Genomic DNA, 15,900 nt, shown 5'->3' with positions numbered 1-15,900 from the left:
TTGCGGGTATATACCCCATATTGCAGGCAGATACCCGCATGTCCCCAAAAATTACAGGGCTGCGAGCAGTTCCTGCAATTGTGCTGTCTTCTCGGGCCCAAGCCGGGCCTCGATTTCATCCTGCACCCCATCCCAGAGCGGCGCACCCGCCTTCAGGATTGCGTGGCCTTCCTTCGTCACCGTCAGCATCGCTTCCCGCTGGTCCTCACCGTGGCCGATGGCCACCAGACCCATACGAGCCAGCACCTTGGCGTTGCGGCCGACGGTGGAGCGATCCAGTTCCACCCGCGCGGCCAGATCGGTTAGCGAGACGGGCGCGGTGCGGTTGATGTTCCGCAGCAGGCTGAACTGACCGATATTGACGCCAAGCGGCGCCAGGGCCTCGTCATAATAGGACGAGACCTTACGGGATGCTTTGCGCAACAGGATGCAGTGGCAACTATCGTTTGGCATTTGTCTCGGGTATATACCCGTAAATTTTTGCGCGCAAGAGGCGCCCGGGAAATTATGGGCGGGGAACGGCCGATCCCATGGCCATATAGCAGAAACGAGAAACCCCGGCTTGGGCCGGGGTTTTATATCAGCAGCGAGGTTCGTCTCAGGCTGAGAGCCTGCGACCGCTTGCCACGAGCAGACCGGCAGCGCCCTCCAGCCAGCCGGCTTTCAGTTCCAGCGCCAGGAAACGGCTGCGCTCGAACGGGCCAGGCATGATGAGATGCTGGGCCTTGTCAGCGAAAAAGCCGAAACGTTCGTAATAAGGGGCGTCGCCAACCAGAAGAACGGCGCCGTGGCCGCGCTTGGTGGCTTCGCCAATCGCTGCACGCATCAGCGCCGAGCCGATGCCCTTGCCCTCATGGGCGGCATCGACAGCCAGCGGGCCGAGCAGCAGCGCTTCGACGGCGCGACCTTCGCGGGAGATGCCGGCCTCGACATTCCACAGGCGCACCGTGCCGATGACGTGGCCATCCTCATCGCGGGCGACCAGCGCCAGGCCTTCGGCCGGAACGCGGCCGGCGCGCAGCTTCTCGGAAGACTTGCGGCGGCGGCCTGCGCCCATGGCGCGGTCCAAGAGGTTCTCACGGGCGACGACATCGCCCGGATTTTCCTGATCGACATGAAATGTCTGCGGTGTGAAAAATGCCCGTACCGAATTCAAAAGAGCGGCCATCCTTGGCCTCCCGTCACACTACCGCCCACACGCGGCCCTTGATAAAAAAATGGTGGAGCCGTTCCGGCCCGCCGACACGCTTTCCTCGGCTGGAAGAGGTGCAGCAAGCAGGGATTTGCGCATCAGCACAATCGGCAAAGCCGGAACGGAAGCTTGGTCGAGACGCCGCCCTGCTCAGCGGACGGCGTTCGGACTTTTAATGATCGGATTTTCCGACGCTTAGATGACGTAAGCCTTCAGCGGCTCGAAGCCATTAAAGGCAACTGCCGAATAGGTCGTCGTGTAGGCGCCCGTGCCTTCGATCAGAACTTCGTCGCCGATGGTCAGAGAGACCGGCAGCGGGTACATGTTCTTTTCATAAAGCACATCGGCGCTGTCGCAGGTCGGACCGGCCAGAACGCAGGGCTCCATCTCGTCCTGATCGCGCTCGGTGCGGATCGGGTAACGGATAGCCTCGTCCATCGTTTCGGCGAGACCGCCGAACTTGCCGATGTCGAGGAATACCCAGCGGTGGTTGTCATTGTCGGACTTGCGCGACACGAGAACAACTTCCGCCTTGATGACGCCGGCATTGCCGACCATGCCGCGGCCCGGCTCGATGATCGTCTTCGGGATCTGGTTGCCGAAGTGCTTGCGCAGCGCCGTGTCGATCGCCTGGCCGTATTCTTCGGCAGCCGGAACGTCGCGCAGGTACTTGGTCGGGAAACCACCACCCATGTTGACCATCTGCAGGTGGATGCCCTGCTTGGCAAGCGAAGCGAAGACGCGCTTGGCATCGGCCAGCGCCGCATCCCATGCGTCGAGATTCATCATCTGCGAACCGACATGGAAGGATACGCCGTAGGATTCGAGGCCGAGCTGATGTGCATAGACCAGAACGTCGACAGCCATCTGCGGCACGCAGCCGAACTTGCGCGACAGCGGCCATTCGGCGCCTTCGCCATCCGTCAGTACGCGGCAGAACACGCGTGCGCCGGGAGCGGCGCGGGCAACCTTCTCGACTTCCTCATGGCTATCAACGGCGAAGAGATCGATGCCGAGCGCATGGGCGCGCGCAACATCGCGTTCCTTCTTGATGGTGTTACCGAAGGAGATACGGTCGGACGTCGCACCCGCGTCGAGCGCCATCTGGATTTCAGCCACGGAGGCGCAATCGAAGTTGGAGCCGAGCGAAGCAAGCAGCTTCAGGATTTCGGGAGCCGGGTTTGCCTTGACGGCGTAATAGATGGCGCTGTTCGGCAGGGAATGCCGGAAAGCGTTGAAATTGTCGCGCACGACGTCGAGATCAACCACGAGGCAAGGGCCTTCGGGACGTCGGGTCTTGATGAAGTCGAGAATGCGTGCAGTCGTCATCGATATATTCCCTGTTAAACCGGCTCCGGAAAAATCCGAAGGACAAAGGACGCTCGAGATATGCATACGAATCAGCCGGTGGAGGCGCAGATTCGATAACATACGCTCAAGGCGCGAATGTGAACGACGCCCTGCCAGAGCATCATTCGGCTTTGTCTGCCATCGATTGGAGGGAATGACCCGACCGCACTTCAGGCAATGATGGTGTGCCTCTTCAGTACCCCGGCTGATGGAAAGCCGGCAGAGAACCAGAAAGGCCCGCACCGTCGTTGCTTCATATGTCCTCGCATTTCCCGGTTGGCCGGAATAGCGACTGGAGGGGTTAGTTCCAGGTACCTTACCTAAATCCTCACCACATCGAGGACTCGGCGGACACACATGGGCACGTGCGACTTTGGGCAGCACGGGAGATAAGAATATTCGCCGTCATAATCAAGAGGATTTTTTCATCATGTCGCGGATTTTTTCAGCAGCGATTTTAAGGTTGAACAGTCGCCTTTCAGCGTTCAATTATGTGGAACGAACTGGAGGATTTTCATGGACACGCTGACCCGCATCCGCGCCTTTATCGATGTTGTCGAAGCTGAGGGGTTTTCCGCCGCAGCGCGCAAGACCGGGCGCTCCAAGGCGCTTCTGTCCAAATATGTGCGGGAACTGGAAGATGATCTCGGCGCGCTGCTCCTCAACCGCACCACCCGGCAGTTTTCGCTGACGGAAGCCGGCCACACCTATTACCGCACCGCCTCCGATATTCTGAAGGAGATCGATAACCTCGCCGATCTGGTGCGTGAAAAGAATGCCGATCTGAAGGGCAAGCTCAAGATTTCCGTTCCCCGCACCTTCATCGATGCGGATGTCGGCCAGAGCCTGATCGATTTTGCCAAGGAAAATCCTGAACTGTCGCTGGAAATTGTCGCGGAAGACCGGTTCGTCGACCTGATCGAGGAAGGTTTCGATCTCGCGGTTCGAATCACCCGGCTGGAAGATTCGGGCCTCATTGCCCGCAAGCTTTCCGATTTCCGGGTCTATGCGGTGGCGACGGCCGATTTCGTGGCGCAACACGGGCCGCTCGATGGCCCACAGGACTTCTCCCGCGTTCCCTTCATCATCGACACCAATACGCGTTTTCATAATACAGTGCGGTATCTGGAGCCGGATGGCGGCTCGAATTCCGTCACCATCAGCGGGCCAATCGAGGTCAACAGCCCGCAGGCGACGCTGCGCGCGGCGCGCGCCGGTCTCGGCATCGCTTTGGTACCGGATTTCATCGCCCGACCTTACATCCAGTCCGGTGAACTGGTGACGCTGTTTGACGATTATATTTCCAAGGACAGGGGCATTTATGCGGTCTATCCGCATCGCCGCTACCTGCCCGCCAAGGTGCGGAGCTTTGTCGATTATCTCTCGGCGTGGTTCAGGAAGAACGGGTAACCCATCAAATGAAACGCCCGCCTTGCGGCGGGCGTCGGTGTTGGCTGAAAGTCAGATCAGAACGGCGAATCCGGGAAGTAGAACTGCTCGGCATTGTCCTTGGTGATCAGGGTCGCATCGAGGATATACTCACCCGCAACCGGGACCTGATCGTAGAAATGCCCTGCCGTCAGCTGCATGGCTGTCGCCACCATTGCCGGCGGATAGAGCACGTCGACCGGCACCAGCTTGTCGCCGTCCATGACCTTCTTGATCATGTCCTTGGAACCGGCGCCCGCAACGATATACTTGATGTCGGTACGTTTCGCCTGCTGGATAGCCTCCAGCACGCCGATTGCCATGTCGTCATCCTGACACCAGACCACGTCGATCTTCTTGTACTTGGTCAGATAGTCCTGCATCACACGGAAGGCGTCGTCGCGGTTCCAGTTGCCATATTGCCGGTCGAGAACCTTGACGCTGGAACCGGCAATACCCTTGTCGAAACCATCCTGGCGCTGCTGGTCGATCGGGATCGGCAGGCCGCGAATGACCACGACTTCGGCATCCGGCGTCGTCTTCTTGATGTATTCGCCCGCCACCTGGCCAAGCGCGGGGTTGTTGCCGGCAACGTAGAGATCGCGGATCGAATTGTCGTTGACGCTCGGCGCGCGGTCGACGAGCGCGACGAAGGTGCCCTTGTCCTTGATCTCCTTGATGGCGTTGACGAGCGGATCCGGATCGGACGGCAGCACGACAAGCGCATCGAGCCCCTGCACGGCAAGGTCCTGAAGCGCATTCGCCTGATTGGCGGCATCCGGCGACGTCTTGACGATGATGTTGAGCCCCGGATGCTCCTGCATCAGCAGCTTCGCCACACGCTCGGCATGATAGACGACGCCTGCCGTCCAGCCATGGTCGGCCGCCGGAATGGACACGCCGATGGTGACCTTCTTGTCCTGTGCGTGTACTGAACCCGCAAGCACCGTGGCCAGCGCGGCAAAGGCCACGCCGATGAATTTACTACGCATAGTCTCTTTCCTCCCAAGACCGGGGCGTTCCTCCTTCAACCGCGCCTGCCCCACATGGCGCGGCGTGATACGTCACCTGCGGCTGAGCGAGCGCTGCACCAGCATGGCGATGATGATGATCGCGCCCTGAATGGCGCCGATCAGATATTCGCTGACGAAGTTCGACAGGATCATGATGTTGCCGACGATCTCCAGAATGAAGGCGCCGCAGATCGTACCCCAGATGCGCCCTACCCCGCCTCTCAGCGCCGTGCCGCCGACGACGACGGCGGTGATCGCCTGCAGCTCCCACAACATGCCTGTCGTGGCCGAGGTGGAGGCAAGACGCGGCACATAAAGCAGCACCGCAACGGCGACGCAGAGCCCCTGCACCACATAAGCGATGGTGCGCACCCGCGCGACCGAAATGCCGGAGTAACGCGCCACATCCTCACTGGAGCCGACCGCCGTCAGATGCCGGCCATAGCGGGTGCGGTAAAGCACGAAGGCGGCTATTGCGGCGGTGACGAAGATGACGATGACAGGCACCGGCACGCCAAGGACATTGCCGAAATAGACCGGGCGATACAGCGTCTGGATTTCCGGATTGCGCAGCGTGATCGCGCCGCCCTGTGACAGCCATGTGGTCAACCCGCGATAGATGCCCATGGTGCCGAGCGTGGCGATGAAGGGCTCGATGCGGCCGACCGTGGTGATGAGGCCGTTTGTCAGCCCGCAGGCCGCGCCGATGGCGAGCGCCAGAGCCATGGCGGTGAGCAGCATCAAGAGCGGACTGGCGATGACGCCGCTATTCATGAACAGGATCATCAGGCTGGCGACAAATGCAACCATGGCGCCGACCGACAGATCAAGCCCGCCTGACGTGATGACATAAGTGGCGCCGAGCGCGATGATGGCGATGAAGGCGCTGCGGGTGACGACATTCAACAGATTGTCGATGCCGATGAAATTGGGATTGGCGATGGTGCCGAGAACCAGCAGCAGGGCCAGCGCCACGAAAGGCGCAACCGCTCGCAGGTCCCAGTCCTTCGAGGTCTTCGGCGTTTTGCCGTTATCAAATGCGGCCTCAGTCATGTTTTCCCTCAGTTTCTTTATCAGGCCATATTTCCCGCGACACGGGCGCTCAGGCAGGTTCCTGCGTATGAACGCCCGTCGCCAGCGCCACGATGTCGTTTTCAGTCATGCGCTCACCGGTCACCTCACCGACGATCCGGCCCGAACGCATCACAAGAATACGATCGCAGATACCGATCAGCTCCGGCATTTCCGAGGAAACGACGATGATCGAACGCCCCTCATCCGCGAGCTTGGCGATAAAGCGGTAGATCTGCTCCTTGGTGCCGATGTCGATGCCCCGTGTCGGTTCGTCGATGATGACGATGGAGGGATCGAGAAGCATCATCTTGGCGAGCAGCAGCTTCTGCTGGTTGCCGCCGGAGAGCTGGCCCGCAAGCAAATCCTTGCGGCCAGTGCGAATATCGAAATCGCGCACCGCATCATCGAGCGCCGCCGTTTCGCGCCGCGTGTCGATCTGGAACATCCGGCTGAATTTCCTGAGCGAGGCCAGTGTCAAGTTGATCCGCAGATCCTTGCCAAGCAGCAACCCCTTGCCCTTGCGGTCCTCGCTCAGATAAACGATGCCGGCCTTCAGGCTGTCTTCCGCCTTTGCGAAATGCACCGGCCCGCCGTGGTGCCGCACGGTTCCCCGCCCGGCGCGCAGGCCGAGTATTCCTTCCATGAGTTCCGTTCTGCCGGCGCCGACCAGACCGGCGAAACCAAGGATTTCGCCCCTGCGCAGGCTGAAACCGGCATCCTGAGCATACCCCGGAACGGTAAAATGCTCCACCTGCAGAACCGGCTCGTGCTCGCCGCCGGCGGCGCGGTCCGGATAAAGCTTGGCCACGTCGCGCCCCACCATGAGCCGCGCCATATCGGCAGGCTCCAGCGCCGATGCCGGATGGGAAGCGATCAGCTTGCCGTCACGCAGAACCGTCACCCGGTCGGCAATCTCCTTCACTTCAGGCAGACGGTGCGAAATATAAAGCACGGCCACGCCCTTTGCCCGGATGTCCCTGATGACATTCAGCAGCGCATCCGTTTCGATGGGCGTAAGGCTCGCCGTCGGCTCATCAAAAATGACCACGCGATGCGGCACGAGCAGAACGCGGGCGATCTGCACCAGCTGCCGCTGGGCAATAGAAAGGCTGCCGACAATGGCGTCCGGATCGATCGTACCGCCAAGATCGGCGATCGCCTTGCGGGCGCCGGCGCGCATGGCGCGGTCATCCACCATGGCGCCTCTGCGCACTTCGCGGCCGAGATAAATGTTCTGCGCCACCGTCAAATCGGGCGCCAGCAATATTTCCTGATGCACGAGAACAATGCCGCGATGTTCGGCATCCACGGGACCGCTCAGCGTCACGGCTTCGCCATCGATGCGGATTTCCCCGCCCGACGGCTTTTCATTGCCGGCCAGAAGCTTCATCAGCGTCGACTTGCCGGCGCCGTTCTCGCCTATGATCGCGTGGACCTCACCGGCACGCACCGCGATCTCGATATCCTTCAAAACCTGTACCGGCCCGAAAGACTTCGACAGCCCAACCGTCCGGATAAGGGCATGGTCTGGAGATTCGTCAGCAAAAGCCATGTGCCGTCACCGGTGTCCGGTAGGAACGGACGGCGCTTGCCCCTTAATTTTATTTGAAATGACCATCTGCGAACTCCTCCCAAAGCTCGAAGAAGAAGCTAGCGTTCGTTTTGAGGTACGTAAAGCAATTTTCGCTGGTCTTTTAGAATACACTCAAATTTGACCGTATGAACCGCAGACCCGAAGGTCCCGAAAGTCCTGTCAGGATGCGGAGGAGCGCTTGAACCCCTTCATCAGACGGTGCACAGCTTCGGCGCCCTCCCTGGCCAGATCGAAACGCTTGCCGAACAGCAGCCAGTCGGAGCACATGCCCTTCAGCAGCCAGTAGAGCGCGTCGAGCGCAGAGTCCGCCGTCCAGTTGTCGTTGAATGCACCTTCCGCCTGCGCCCGCGCGAAAGCGCCCTCAAGCCGATCCTTGTGATACCGGTCCAGTTCTTCCTGTGCGTGCAGCACCGGAGCGAACTCATCGGAGTAATTGGTGCGCAGGCTGATGGTCATGATGCGCTGGCGCTGTTCATCTTTTGAAAGAAGCGTCAGCCATTTGCAGGCGGCTTCCTCGATCTTGGCCAGCAGAGCCAGCCCCTTGACGTCGGGGTCGCCGAAATCGAGCAGATCCGATTCCGGCAGGGACACCGATTGATAGAGGCCGATAAAGAGATCGCTCTTGCTGGAAAAATGCCAGTAGATCGCTCCGCGCGTGACGCCGGCCGCAGCCGCCACCTCATCGAGGGAGCTGTTGGCAACGCCCTTTTTGAAGAACACCCGCTCGGCAGCGGCAAGGATCGCCTGACGCGTCTCTTCTGCCTCGGCCTTGGTTCGGCGCATGCTGATGTCTCCTTCCAATCGCGGCACGGCGCTTTCGCACCGTGCCTTCTTTGCAGTACCGCGCTGTCAATCAGATGAACGCATTCAAATGACTTTTAGCCCGGCCTCCACACTCGTTTTATTCCGCCGGCGATACGGCGTCAGCAGCAATCTCTTTCTCCTTCTTCCGATCCCCGAAAATCTTCATGACAAATACGAAGAAGACGGGGACGAAGAAGATCGCGAGGATCGTCGCCGAGATCATGCCGCCCAGAACGCCGGTGCCGATGGCGTTCTGGCTCGCCGCACTCGCACCGGAGGCGATCGCCATTGGTAGCACGCCGAGCGAGAAGGCAAGCGACGTCATCAGGATCGGCCGGAAGCGCAAGTGCGCCGCCTCCACCGTCGCATCATAGGTGGATTTTCCTTCCGCCCGCAAATCCTTGGCGAATTCGATGATCAGGATCGCGTTCTTTGCGGACAGGCCGATGATGGCGACGAGGCCCACCAGGAAGTAGACGTCGTTCGGCATGCCGCGCAGCATGACAGCCGCCACCGAGCCGATGACGCCAAGCGGCACCACCAGCATGACGGAGAGCGGAATGGACCAGCTTTCGTAAAGCGCTGCCAGCAGAAGAAAGACGAACAGAACGCTGAGCCCAATCAACGCCGGCGCCTGCGAACCGGACTGGATTTCCTGCAGCGACTGCCCGGTCCATTCGAAACCGAAACCAGCAGGCAATTCGCTCGCCAGACGCTCCATTTCGGCAATGGCGTCACCGGAAGAATAGCCCGGTGCGGACTGGCCGCCGATACGCACAGCCGGATAGCCGTTATAACCGACCACCTGCGAGGGACCGCGCACCCATTCCACCGTGGCAAACGAGCTCACCGGCACCATGCCGCCATTGGCATTACGGACGTTGAGGTTCAGGAGATCCTCCGTCTTCATGCGCTGGCCCTGCTCCGCCTGCACCGTCACGCGCTGCATGCGGCCGGCATTGGGGAAGTCGTTGACGTAGGACGAGCCCATATTGGCCGAGATGGTGGCGTTGATATCGCTGAAGGTGACGCCGAACGTATTGGCCTTCTCACGGTCGATGATGAGATTGACCTGCGCCGCATCCGGCATGCCTTCAATGCGAAGGCCGGCAAGGATGGGGCTCTGACGGGCAGCGGCCATCAGTTGCGCACCGGCGGCGCTGAGAGCTGCCTGTCCCGCGCCCGCGCGATCCTGCAGGCGGAAGGTGAAGCCGCTGGAATTGCCGAGGCCCTGGATTGGCGGCGGCGACAGCGCAAACGACATGGCGTCCGGAAGACCCCACAGCTTGGCATTGACGCGCGCCGATATGGCGGCGGCGGAATCGTTCGGGCCGCGTTCGCTCCAGTCCTTCAAGGTGGCGAAGGCGAGACCCGCGTTCTGGCCGGAGCCGGAGAAGGAGAAACCCGAAACCGCAATCACACGATCCACCGCCGGCTCTTCCATGAAGATCTTTTCGATCTGCTGGATGGATTGCAGGGTGCGGTCACTGCTGGCTTCCGCCGGCGCCTGAATGTCAACGATCAGGTAGCCCTGATCTTCGTTCGGAAGGAACGAGCTCGGCAGCTGCATATACGCCCAACCGAGGCCGACCAGCAACGCCGCATAGATGACCATGAAGCGGCCGGAACGCTTGATGATGCTGCCGACGGACGAGGAATATTTGTGCGACGCCTTGTCGAAGCCGCGGTTGAACCAGCCGAAGAAACCTTTCTTCTCATGGTGCCCCGCCTTGATGGGCTTCAGGAACGACGCGCAGAGCGCAGGTGTGAGCGACAAGGCGAGGAAGCCCGAAAACAGGATCGACACCACCATGGTCAGGCTGAACTGCTGGTAGATGATGCCGACGGCGCCCGGGAAGAAGGCCATGGGCACGAACACGGCCGTCAGCACCAGCGTGATGCCGATGATCGCGCCGGAAATCTGGCCCATCGCCTTGCGGGTCGCCTCCCTGGGCGACAGATGCTCTTCCGCCATGATGCGCTCGACATTCTCGACGACGACGATCGCGTCATCGACCAGAATGCCGATGGCGAGAACCATGGCGAACATGGTCAGAACATTGATCGAGAAACCCGAGACATACATGATGGCGCAGGTGCCGAGCAGCGCCACGGGCACCACCAGTGTCGGAATGATCGTGTAGCGGATATTCTGCAGGAAAACGAACATCACCACGAAGACGAGGATGATGGCCTCGAGCAGCGTGTGAATGACCTTCTCGATCGAAATCTTGACGAAGGGGCTGGTGTCATAGGGAATTTCGTATTCCAGACCCGGCGGGAAATACCGCGACAGCTCCTCCATCGTGGCGCGAACGCCCTCGGAGGTCTGCAGCGCATTGCCGGTGGGCGAAAGCTGCACGCCAATGGCGGCGCTTGGCTTGCCGTTCAGGCGGCTCGAGAAGTTATAGCTTTCGCCGCCCACTTCCACGCGCGCGACGTCGCGCAGCCGGACGGATGAGCCGTCCGGATTAGCGCGCAGCACGATGGAACCGAATTCTTCCGGCGAGGTGAGCTGACCCTGCACGTTGACGGTTGCGGAAATCTGCTGGCCGATGGGATTTGGCGATGCACCGATGCGGCCGGCGGCAACCTGCGAGTTCTGTGCCTGGATGGCGCTGATGACGTCGTTCGATGTCAGGCTGAGGCCCAGCATCTTGTCCGGGTCCATCCAGATGCGCATGGAGCGCTGGGTGGCGAACAATTGCGCGCTGCCGACGCCGGGAACGCGGCGCAACTCGCCGAGAACGTTGCGGCTGAGATAATCACCTAGACCGATGGCATCCGTGTTGCCGTCGACGGAGGTGAGGGCCACCATCATCAGGAACGACGTGCCCGCCTGCTCCACACGCAGACCCTGCTGCGTCACCGCCTGCGGAAGGCGAGGTTCAACGCGCGCAATGCGGTTTTGAACCTCCACCTGGGCTTCACCAATGTTGGAGCCCGGCGCAAAGGTGACGTTGATGGAAATGCGACCCGAGGATTCCGACGTCGATTCGAAGTAGATCAGGCCGGGAACCCCGTTCAGCTCTTCTTCGATGGGACGCGTGACGCTCTGGTAAATATCCTCCGGCGATGCGCCCGGATAGGTGGTCGAGACGGAGATCTGCGGCGGGGCGACATTCGGATATTGCGCAATCGGCAGCATGGGAATGGCAAGCAGGCCCGCCAGCATGATGAAGATGGCGACGACCCAGGCAAAAATGGGCCGATCGATGAAAAAACGTGCCATAAAATCGGTCCTTATTGCTTCGCAGCGGGAGCCGCGCTCTCACTGCCGGCGGCAGTGGCGACATCGGCCTCATCAGACCACGGTTCCGGCTTCACCTTCGCGCCCGGAGCGGTCTTCTGGAAACCTTCGGCCACGACGCGGTCGCCATCCTTCAGGCCCTCGGAAATTACCCAGCGATCGCCAACGGAGCGGCCAACGCTGACGCGACGCTGCTCAACCGTGTCTTCGGCATTAACGACAAGCACACTGGCCTGGCCGCCGGCATCGCGCTGAACCGCCTGCTGCGGCACGGCGAAGGCGGCTTTCTGGATGCCCTGCTGGATCTGCACGCGCACATACATGCCCGGCAGCAGATCGCCGTTCGGGTTCGGGAATTCACCGCGCAGCGTCACCTGACCGGTGGTTTCATCCACCGCGGCTTCAGAAAACAGCAGACGACCCGGAACGGGGTAGCGGCTGCCGTCATCAAACAGCAGGTTGACTTCGGCTTCGTTCGGGCCGGTCATCAGCTTGCCATCCTGCAGGGCCTTGCGCAGCCGGATGAGATCGGCGGCCGGCTGGGTGAAGTCGGCATAGATCGGATCAAGCTGCTGGATCGTCGCCAGATTTTCCGAGCCGGTGGCGCTAACAAGTGCGCCTTCGGTAATACGTGCGCGGCCGATCCGGCCGCCGATCGGGGCTTTGACATCGGCATATTGCAGATTGAGCTTCGCTTCCGCGACGCCGGCTTCGGCCACAGCTACCTCGGCATCGGCCTGCGCCAGCTGGGCGATGGCATTGTCAAACTCCTGCTGGGAACCAACATTGGACCGGCGCAGCTGCTGCTGCCTGTCGGCGGTCTGCCGCGCCTGAAGCTGCGCGGCCTGCGCCCGGCGTAACGTGCCTTCGGCGCTGTCGACACGCACCTGAAACGGCGCGGGATCGATCCGGTAGAGAACATCCCCTTCCTGTACCAGCGAGCCCTGTTCGAATACCCGCTCCACGATGATGCCGGAGACACGCGGGCGCACTTCGGCAAGCCGCGTCGGCGCAATGCGTCCGGGCAATTCGTTGGTAATGGGAAGCTCTTCCTGCTTCACCGTCACGACCTTCACCGCACCGGGCGGCGGCGCGCCGGGCGCTGAGGCCTGCTCATCGCTACATCCGACCAAAACGATGCCTGTCAACAACACCGCCGCGATCTGCCTCAATCTGTTCGCCATACTGCGCTCCGAATCCATAAAAAAGGTCACATTTACATACATACTAAGACGTATGTAAAATTTGGCAACGAAATTGTTGCAGTGCAAAAGCCGTCTCACGCGCTTGTGAAGGCGTGTAAGACGGTTTGCACAGGGGCGCTGTAATTGGGAACGGAGGACTAACTGGCGTTCAAGGCAGGACATATCGCGACGGGCTGGAGGCGACAGCCGGACGAATGAAGCTTTCCGCTGCTTCCGTCACGTCCAAACCACCGATGTGCGGTTTAGATTCCGGAGATAAACATTCTCTCGACGTCATCCTCGGGCCTGTCCCGAGGATCTGCAACCGATTGATTTTATTCGACGTGATTAGATCCTCGGCACGAGGCCGAGGATGACGTCGGGGCTGAGGGGAATGTCCCAGACGCCCTCCCCCCTTAGAACAGACGCTTCAGCGAGGTGGATTCCGGCGGACCGTTCTTCGTCGTGTCGCTATTATCGGCGGATCTGTTGCGCAGGGCCGCATAATAGGCGTTCTTCTGCTCGTACATATTCATATCGGCGCGGCGCACCAGCGATTCCATCGTCTCGCCGGCCTCGCTGGTCGCCACACCCAGCGACAGGCTGAGCGGCGCGCTGGAATAGAACTGGTTGTTGATCTTCAGCAGCTCATAAACGGTTTCGACCATGGCGGCGGCAACCTGCTTGTCGGCGCCGGGAAGAAGGATGGCGAATTCGTCGCCGCCGATACGCGCGGCATGGTTCGGGGCGGTCACCACGCCGTTCAGCACCTCTCCCATGCGCCGCAACAACGCGTCGCCGGCATCGTGCCCCAGCTTGTCATTGGCGTCCTTCAGGCCGTTGAGATCGATGACAATCGCAGAAACCGGCCTGAGGGCGTTGCGTTCCAGCCTGTTCAACTCATCCGAATAGAAGGCGCGGTTGTGCAGCTTGGTCAGCACATCGTGCTTGCCGAGATATTCGAGATAGGCTTCAGCCTTTTTGCGCGCGGTAATGTCCGTCAGCGCCACCTGCACCAGCGACCAGTCGTGCTCATGGCCCGGAAAAACGGAAAAATGCAGGAGAACGTGCCGCTCCGAACCGTCAAGCGCATAATTCACCACCTCGCGATGGTGGTTGAGATTGCCGTTCCAAAGCTCCATCAGCTGTTCTCGGAACGGCTTTTCCATCTCGCCGCGGAAAATATCGCCAAGCCGCTGCAACAGAACCTGCCGATCCGGCGCACAGAACAGGTCGAGCGTCGCGCGGTTGACGTCGATGACGCGAATTTCGCTCATGCATTGCCGCACGAATTCGGGATGCACATCCATGAACACGCGGAAATCGATGATGCCGCGGTCCCTGACCTCTTCGATCAATCGCCGCACCCGGCTGAAATCTTCCACCCACAGGGAAACGGGTGAGTGTTTGAACATACCTTCGGCATAACGGCGGTTGAGAAGTTCCTTGCGGCGGGCTTCCTCCCGCTCCGTCACATCCTCGGTGGTCAAAAGCAGCCGCCCGAGTGTTTCTTCGTGGCCGGGGATGACCGCGCCGCGCAACTGAATATCCAGCCGCTTGCCGCCGATTGAATAATTGACCGCGTTGCTGGTAAATTCCGTCTTGCCCGCCCAGAGCTCGGAAAGCTCGTTCACATGGCTTTCCAGCATGTCGTCACGAAAGATCCGGTGCAGATTGTCGACGAGATGCGCCTGATCACGGGCCTCGAACAGCTCCAGCGTCCTGGCGTTGACCTTGATCACACGGATTTTCTGCGAACAGGCCGCTACCCTTGATAAATCTTCGAGAAGAAACGCCCTGATATCCTCGACGCCCTGAGACCGCCAGATATCGAACTGGCTTTTCACGTCGCTGAAATCTTCTATCCACATCGCCACGGGCGCAAGGTTGAAGATATTGGTATCGGTCGTCTCACTCATGCGGGCATTCTTCTTGAGGTAAATGCGGATGAAGGCCGAAAGGGTGCGGGGCAGCAATGGCCGCCCGCATCACCGGATTTATTAGGGATATTCGATTTAACGCAAGCATTTATCGCGCAAACCGCCGGATTGCGCGATAATTCCTGGGCTTTGTGACTATGATGCCCGTTACCAGAGCTTCACGTGCCGGTTCACATCCTTGTAGAGCAGGTAACGGAAGCGGCCCGGTCCACCCGCATAACAGGCCTGCGGGCAATAGGCGCGCAGCCACATGAAGTCACCCGCCTGCACCTCCACCCAATCCTCGTTCAGCCGGTAGACGGCCTTGCCTTCCAGCACATAAAGGCCATGTTCCATCACATGGGTTTCCATGAAAGGAATGGTCGCGCCCGGCTCGAAGGTGACGATGTTGAGGTGCATGTCGTAACGTACGTCCTCCGGATCGATAAAGCGGGTCGTCGCCCATTTGCCGTCCGTGTCAGGCATGGGCGACAGGGTGTTTTCATCTTCATGCGTAAAGATCGCCGGCGGCGGCTCCAGACCGTCAACCGCCTGAAACGCTTTGCGGACCCAGTGGAACTTGACGGGCGCCTTGCCCGAGTTGCGAAGCTGCCAGCGGGACCCGGCAGGCAGGAAGGCAAAGGAACCCTCCCGCAGACCATGCTGCACGCCTTCGAACTCCACGGTCATCTCGCCGTCAACAACGAAAATCGCCGCCTCGGCCCGTGCGTCCGGTTCCGGCCGGTCGCTGCCGCCGCCGGGCTGCACCTCAACGATATATTGCGCGAAAGTTTCGGAAAAGCCGGTCATCGGCCGGGCGATGATCCAGGCCCGCGTGCCGGTCCAGTGCGGCAGCACGCTCGTCACGATATCGGACATAACGGTTTTGGGGATGACCGCATAGGCGGTCTTGAACACCGCCTTGCTCGACAGAAGTTCCGTCTGCCCCGGCAGACCGCCCATATCCGAATAATATCTCTTCATTTCAGCCATTCCATTCTGCAACGCATTCGGCGCGGATTCTTAGGCCCGCGACGGCGTTTAATCAAATGGTTATTGGCGGCGGACAGGCGGGGAACAGGAAGTCGCAAG

Annotated in this window: 12 protein-coding genes; 1 reads left to right on the top strand and 11 read right to left on the bottom strand. The window is 60.4% G+C overall.

The features are described from left to right. Window positions 1–51: 51 nt before the first annotated feature. The 3 genes from CFB10_RS06760 to odc2 all read right to left on the bottom strand — a co-directional run bounded on the left by CFB10_RS06760 (window position 52) and on the right by odc2 (window position 2,521). Complete coding sequence (locus tag CFB10_RS06760) at window positions 52–453, bottom strand: MarR family winged helix-turn-helix transcriptional regulator (protein WP_020813347.1); 402 nt, start codon at window positions 451–453, stop codon at window positions 52–54. Between the two features lie 145 nt (window positions 454–598). Next, entirely contained in the window at window positions 599–1,168 is a 570-nt protein-coding gene (locus CFB10_RS06755; RefSeq protein WP_003506595.1) for a GNAT family N-acetyltransferase, read from the bottom strand. Window positions 1,169–1,387: 219 nt separating this feature from the next. Beyond that, window positions 1,388–2,521, bottom strand: a complete 1,134-nt coding sequence (gene odc2, locus CFB10_RS06750) for an ornithine/lysine decarboxylase (RefSeq protein WP_004445074.1) — start codon at window positions 2,519–2,521, stop codon at window positions 1,388–1,390. A 537-nt stretch (window positions 2,522–3,058) separates the two neighbouring features. On the opposite strand from odc2, the gene CFB10_RS06745 reads away from it, so the two are divergent. Then, window positions 3,059–3,952, top strand: coding sequence for a LysR family transcriptional regulator (locus CFB10_RS06745; protein ID WP_003506591.1), 894 nt, complete (start codon window positions 3,059–3,061; stop codon window positions 3,950–3,952). A gap of 56 nt (window positions 3,953–4,008) precedes the next feature. Here CFB10_RS06745 and CFB10_RS06740 read toward each other — a convergent pair whose 3' ends face one another. From CFB10_RS06740 to CFB10_RS06705, 8 genes are all read right to left on the bottom strand, one after another. Next, window positions 4,009–4,962 carry a substrate-binding domain-containing protein gene (locus CFB10_RS06740; RefSeq protein ID WP_020011756.1) on the bottom strand — a complete coding sequence of 318 codons (954 nt, stop codon included), beginning with the start codon at window positions 4,960–4,962 and terminating at the stop codon, window positions 4,009–4,011. A gap of 72 nt (window positions 4,963–5,034) precedes the next feature. After that, window positions 5,035–6,036 (bottom strand): ABC transporter permease, encoded by a 1,002-nt coding sequence (locus CFB10_RS06735; RefSeq protein ID WP_020011757.1) that lies wholly within the window; start codon window positions 6,034–6,036, stop codon window positions 5,035–5,037. A gap of 49 nt (window positions 6,037–6,085) precedes the next feature. Further along, entirely contained in the window at window positions 6,086–7,609 is a 1,524-nt protein-coding gene (locus CFB10_RS06730; protein ID WP_026363936.1) for a sugar ABC transporter ATP-binding protein, read from the bottom strand. A 201-nt stretch (window positions 7,610–7,810) separates the two neighbouring features. Further along, window positions 7,811–8,434: a TetR family transcriptional regulator gene (locus CFB10_RS06725; RefSeq protein ID WP_020011759.1), complete on the bottom strand. Its 624-nt coding sequence runs from the start codon at window positions 8,432–8,434 to the stop codon at window positions 7,811–7,813. Between the two features lie 118 nt (window positions 8,435–8,552). Continuing rightward, entirely contained in the window at window positions 8,553–11,687 is a 3,135-nt protein-coding gene (locus tag CFB10_RS06720) for an efflux RND transporter permease subunit (RefSeq protein ID WP_020011760.1), read from the bottom strand. A gap of 11 nt (window positions 11,688–11,698) precedes the next feature. After that, window positions 11,699–12,889, bottom strand: coding sequence for an efflux RND transporter periplasmic adaptor subunit (locus tag CFB10_RS06715; protein ID WP_026363937.1), 1,191 nt, complete (start codon window positions 12,887–12,889; stop codon window positions 11,699–11,701). Window positions 12,890–13,305: 416 nt separating this feature from the next. Beyond that, a complete protein-coding gene (locus tag CFB10_RS06710) occupies window positions 13,306–14,808 on the bottom strand; it encodes a sensor domain-containing diguanylate cyclase (RefSeq protein WP_026363938.1) in 1,503 nt (500 codons plus the stop codon). Between the two features lie 168 nt (window positions 14,809–14,976). Next, complete coding sequence (locus tag CFB10_RS06705) at window positions 14,977–15,801, bottom strand: bifunctional allantoicase/(S)-ureidoglycine aminohydrolase (protein ID WP_020011763.1); 825 nt, start codon at window positions 15,799–15,801, stop codon at window positions 14,977–14,979. Window positions 15,802–15,900 lie beyond the last annotated feature (99 nt).

It is taken from the genome of Agrobacterium sp. 719_389, assembly GCF_900188475.1.
GTDB classification, from domain to species: Bacteria; Pseudomonadota; Alphaproteobacteria; order Rhizobiales; family Rhizobiaceae; genus Agrobacterium; species Agrobacterium radiobacter.
The sequence above is the reverse complement of the archived record's forward strand: the minus strand, read 5'-3'. Positions and strand labels throughout refer to the sequence as shown.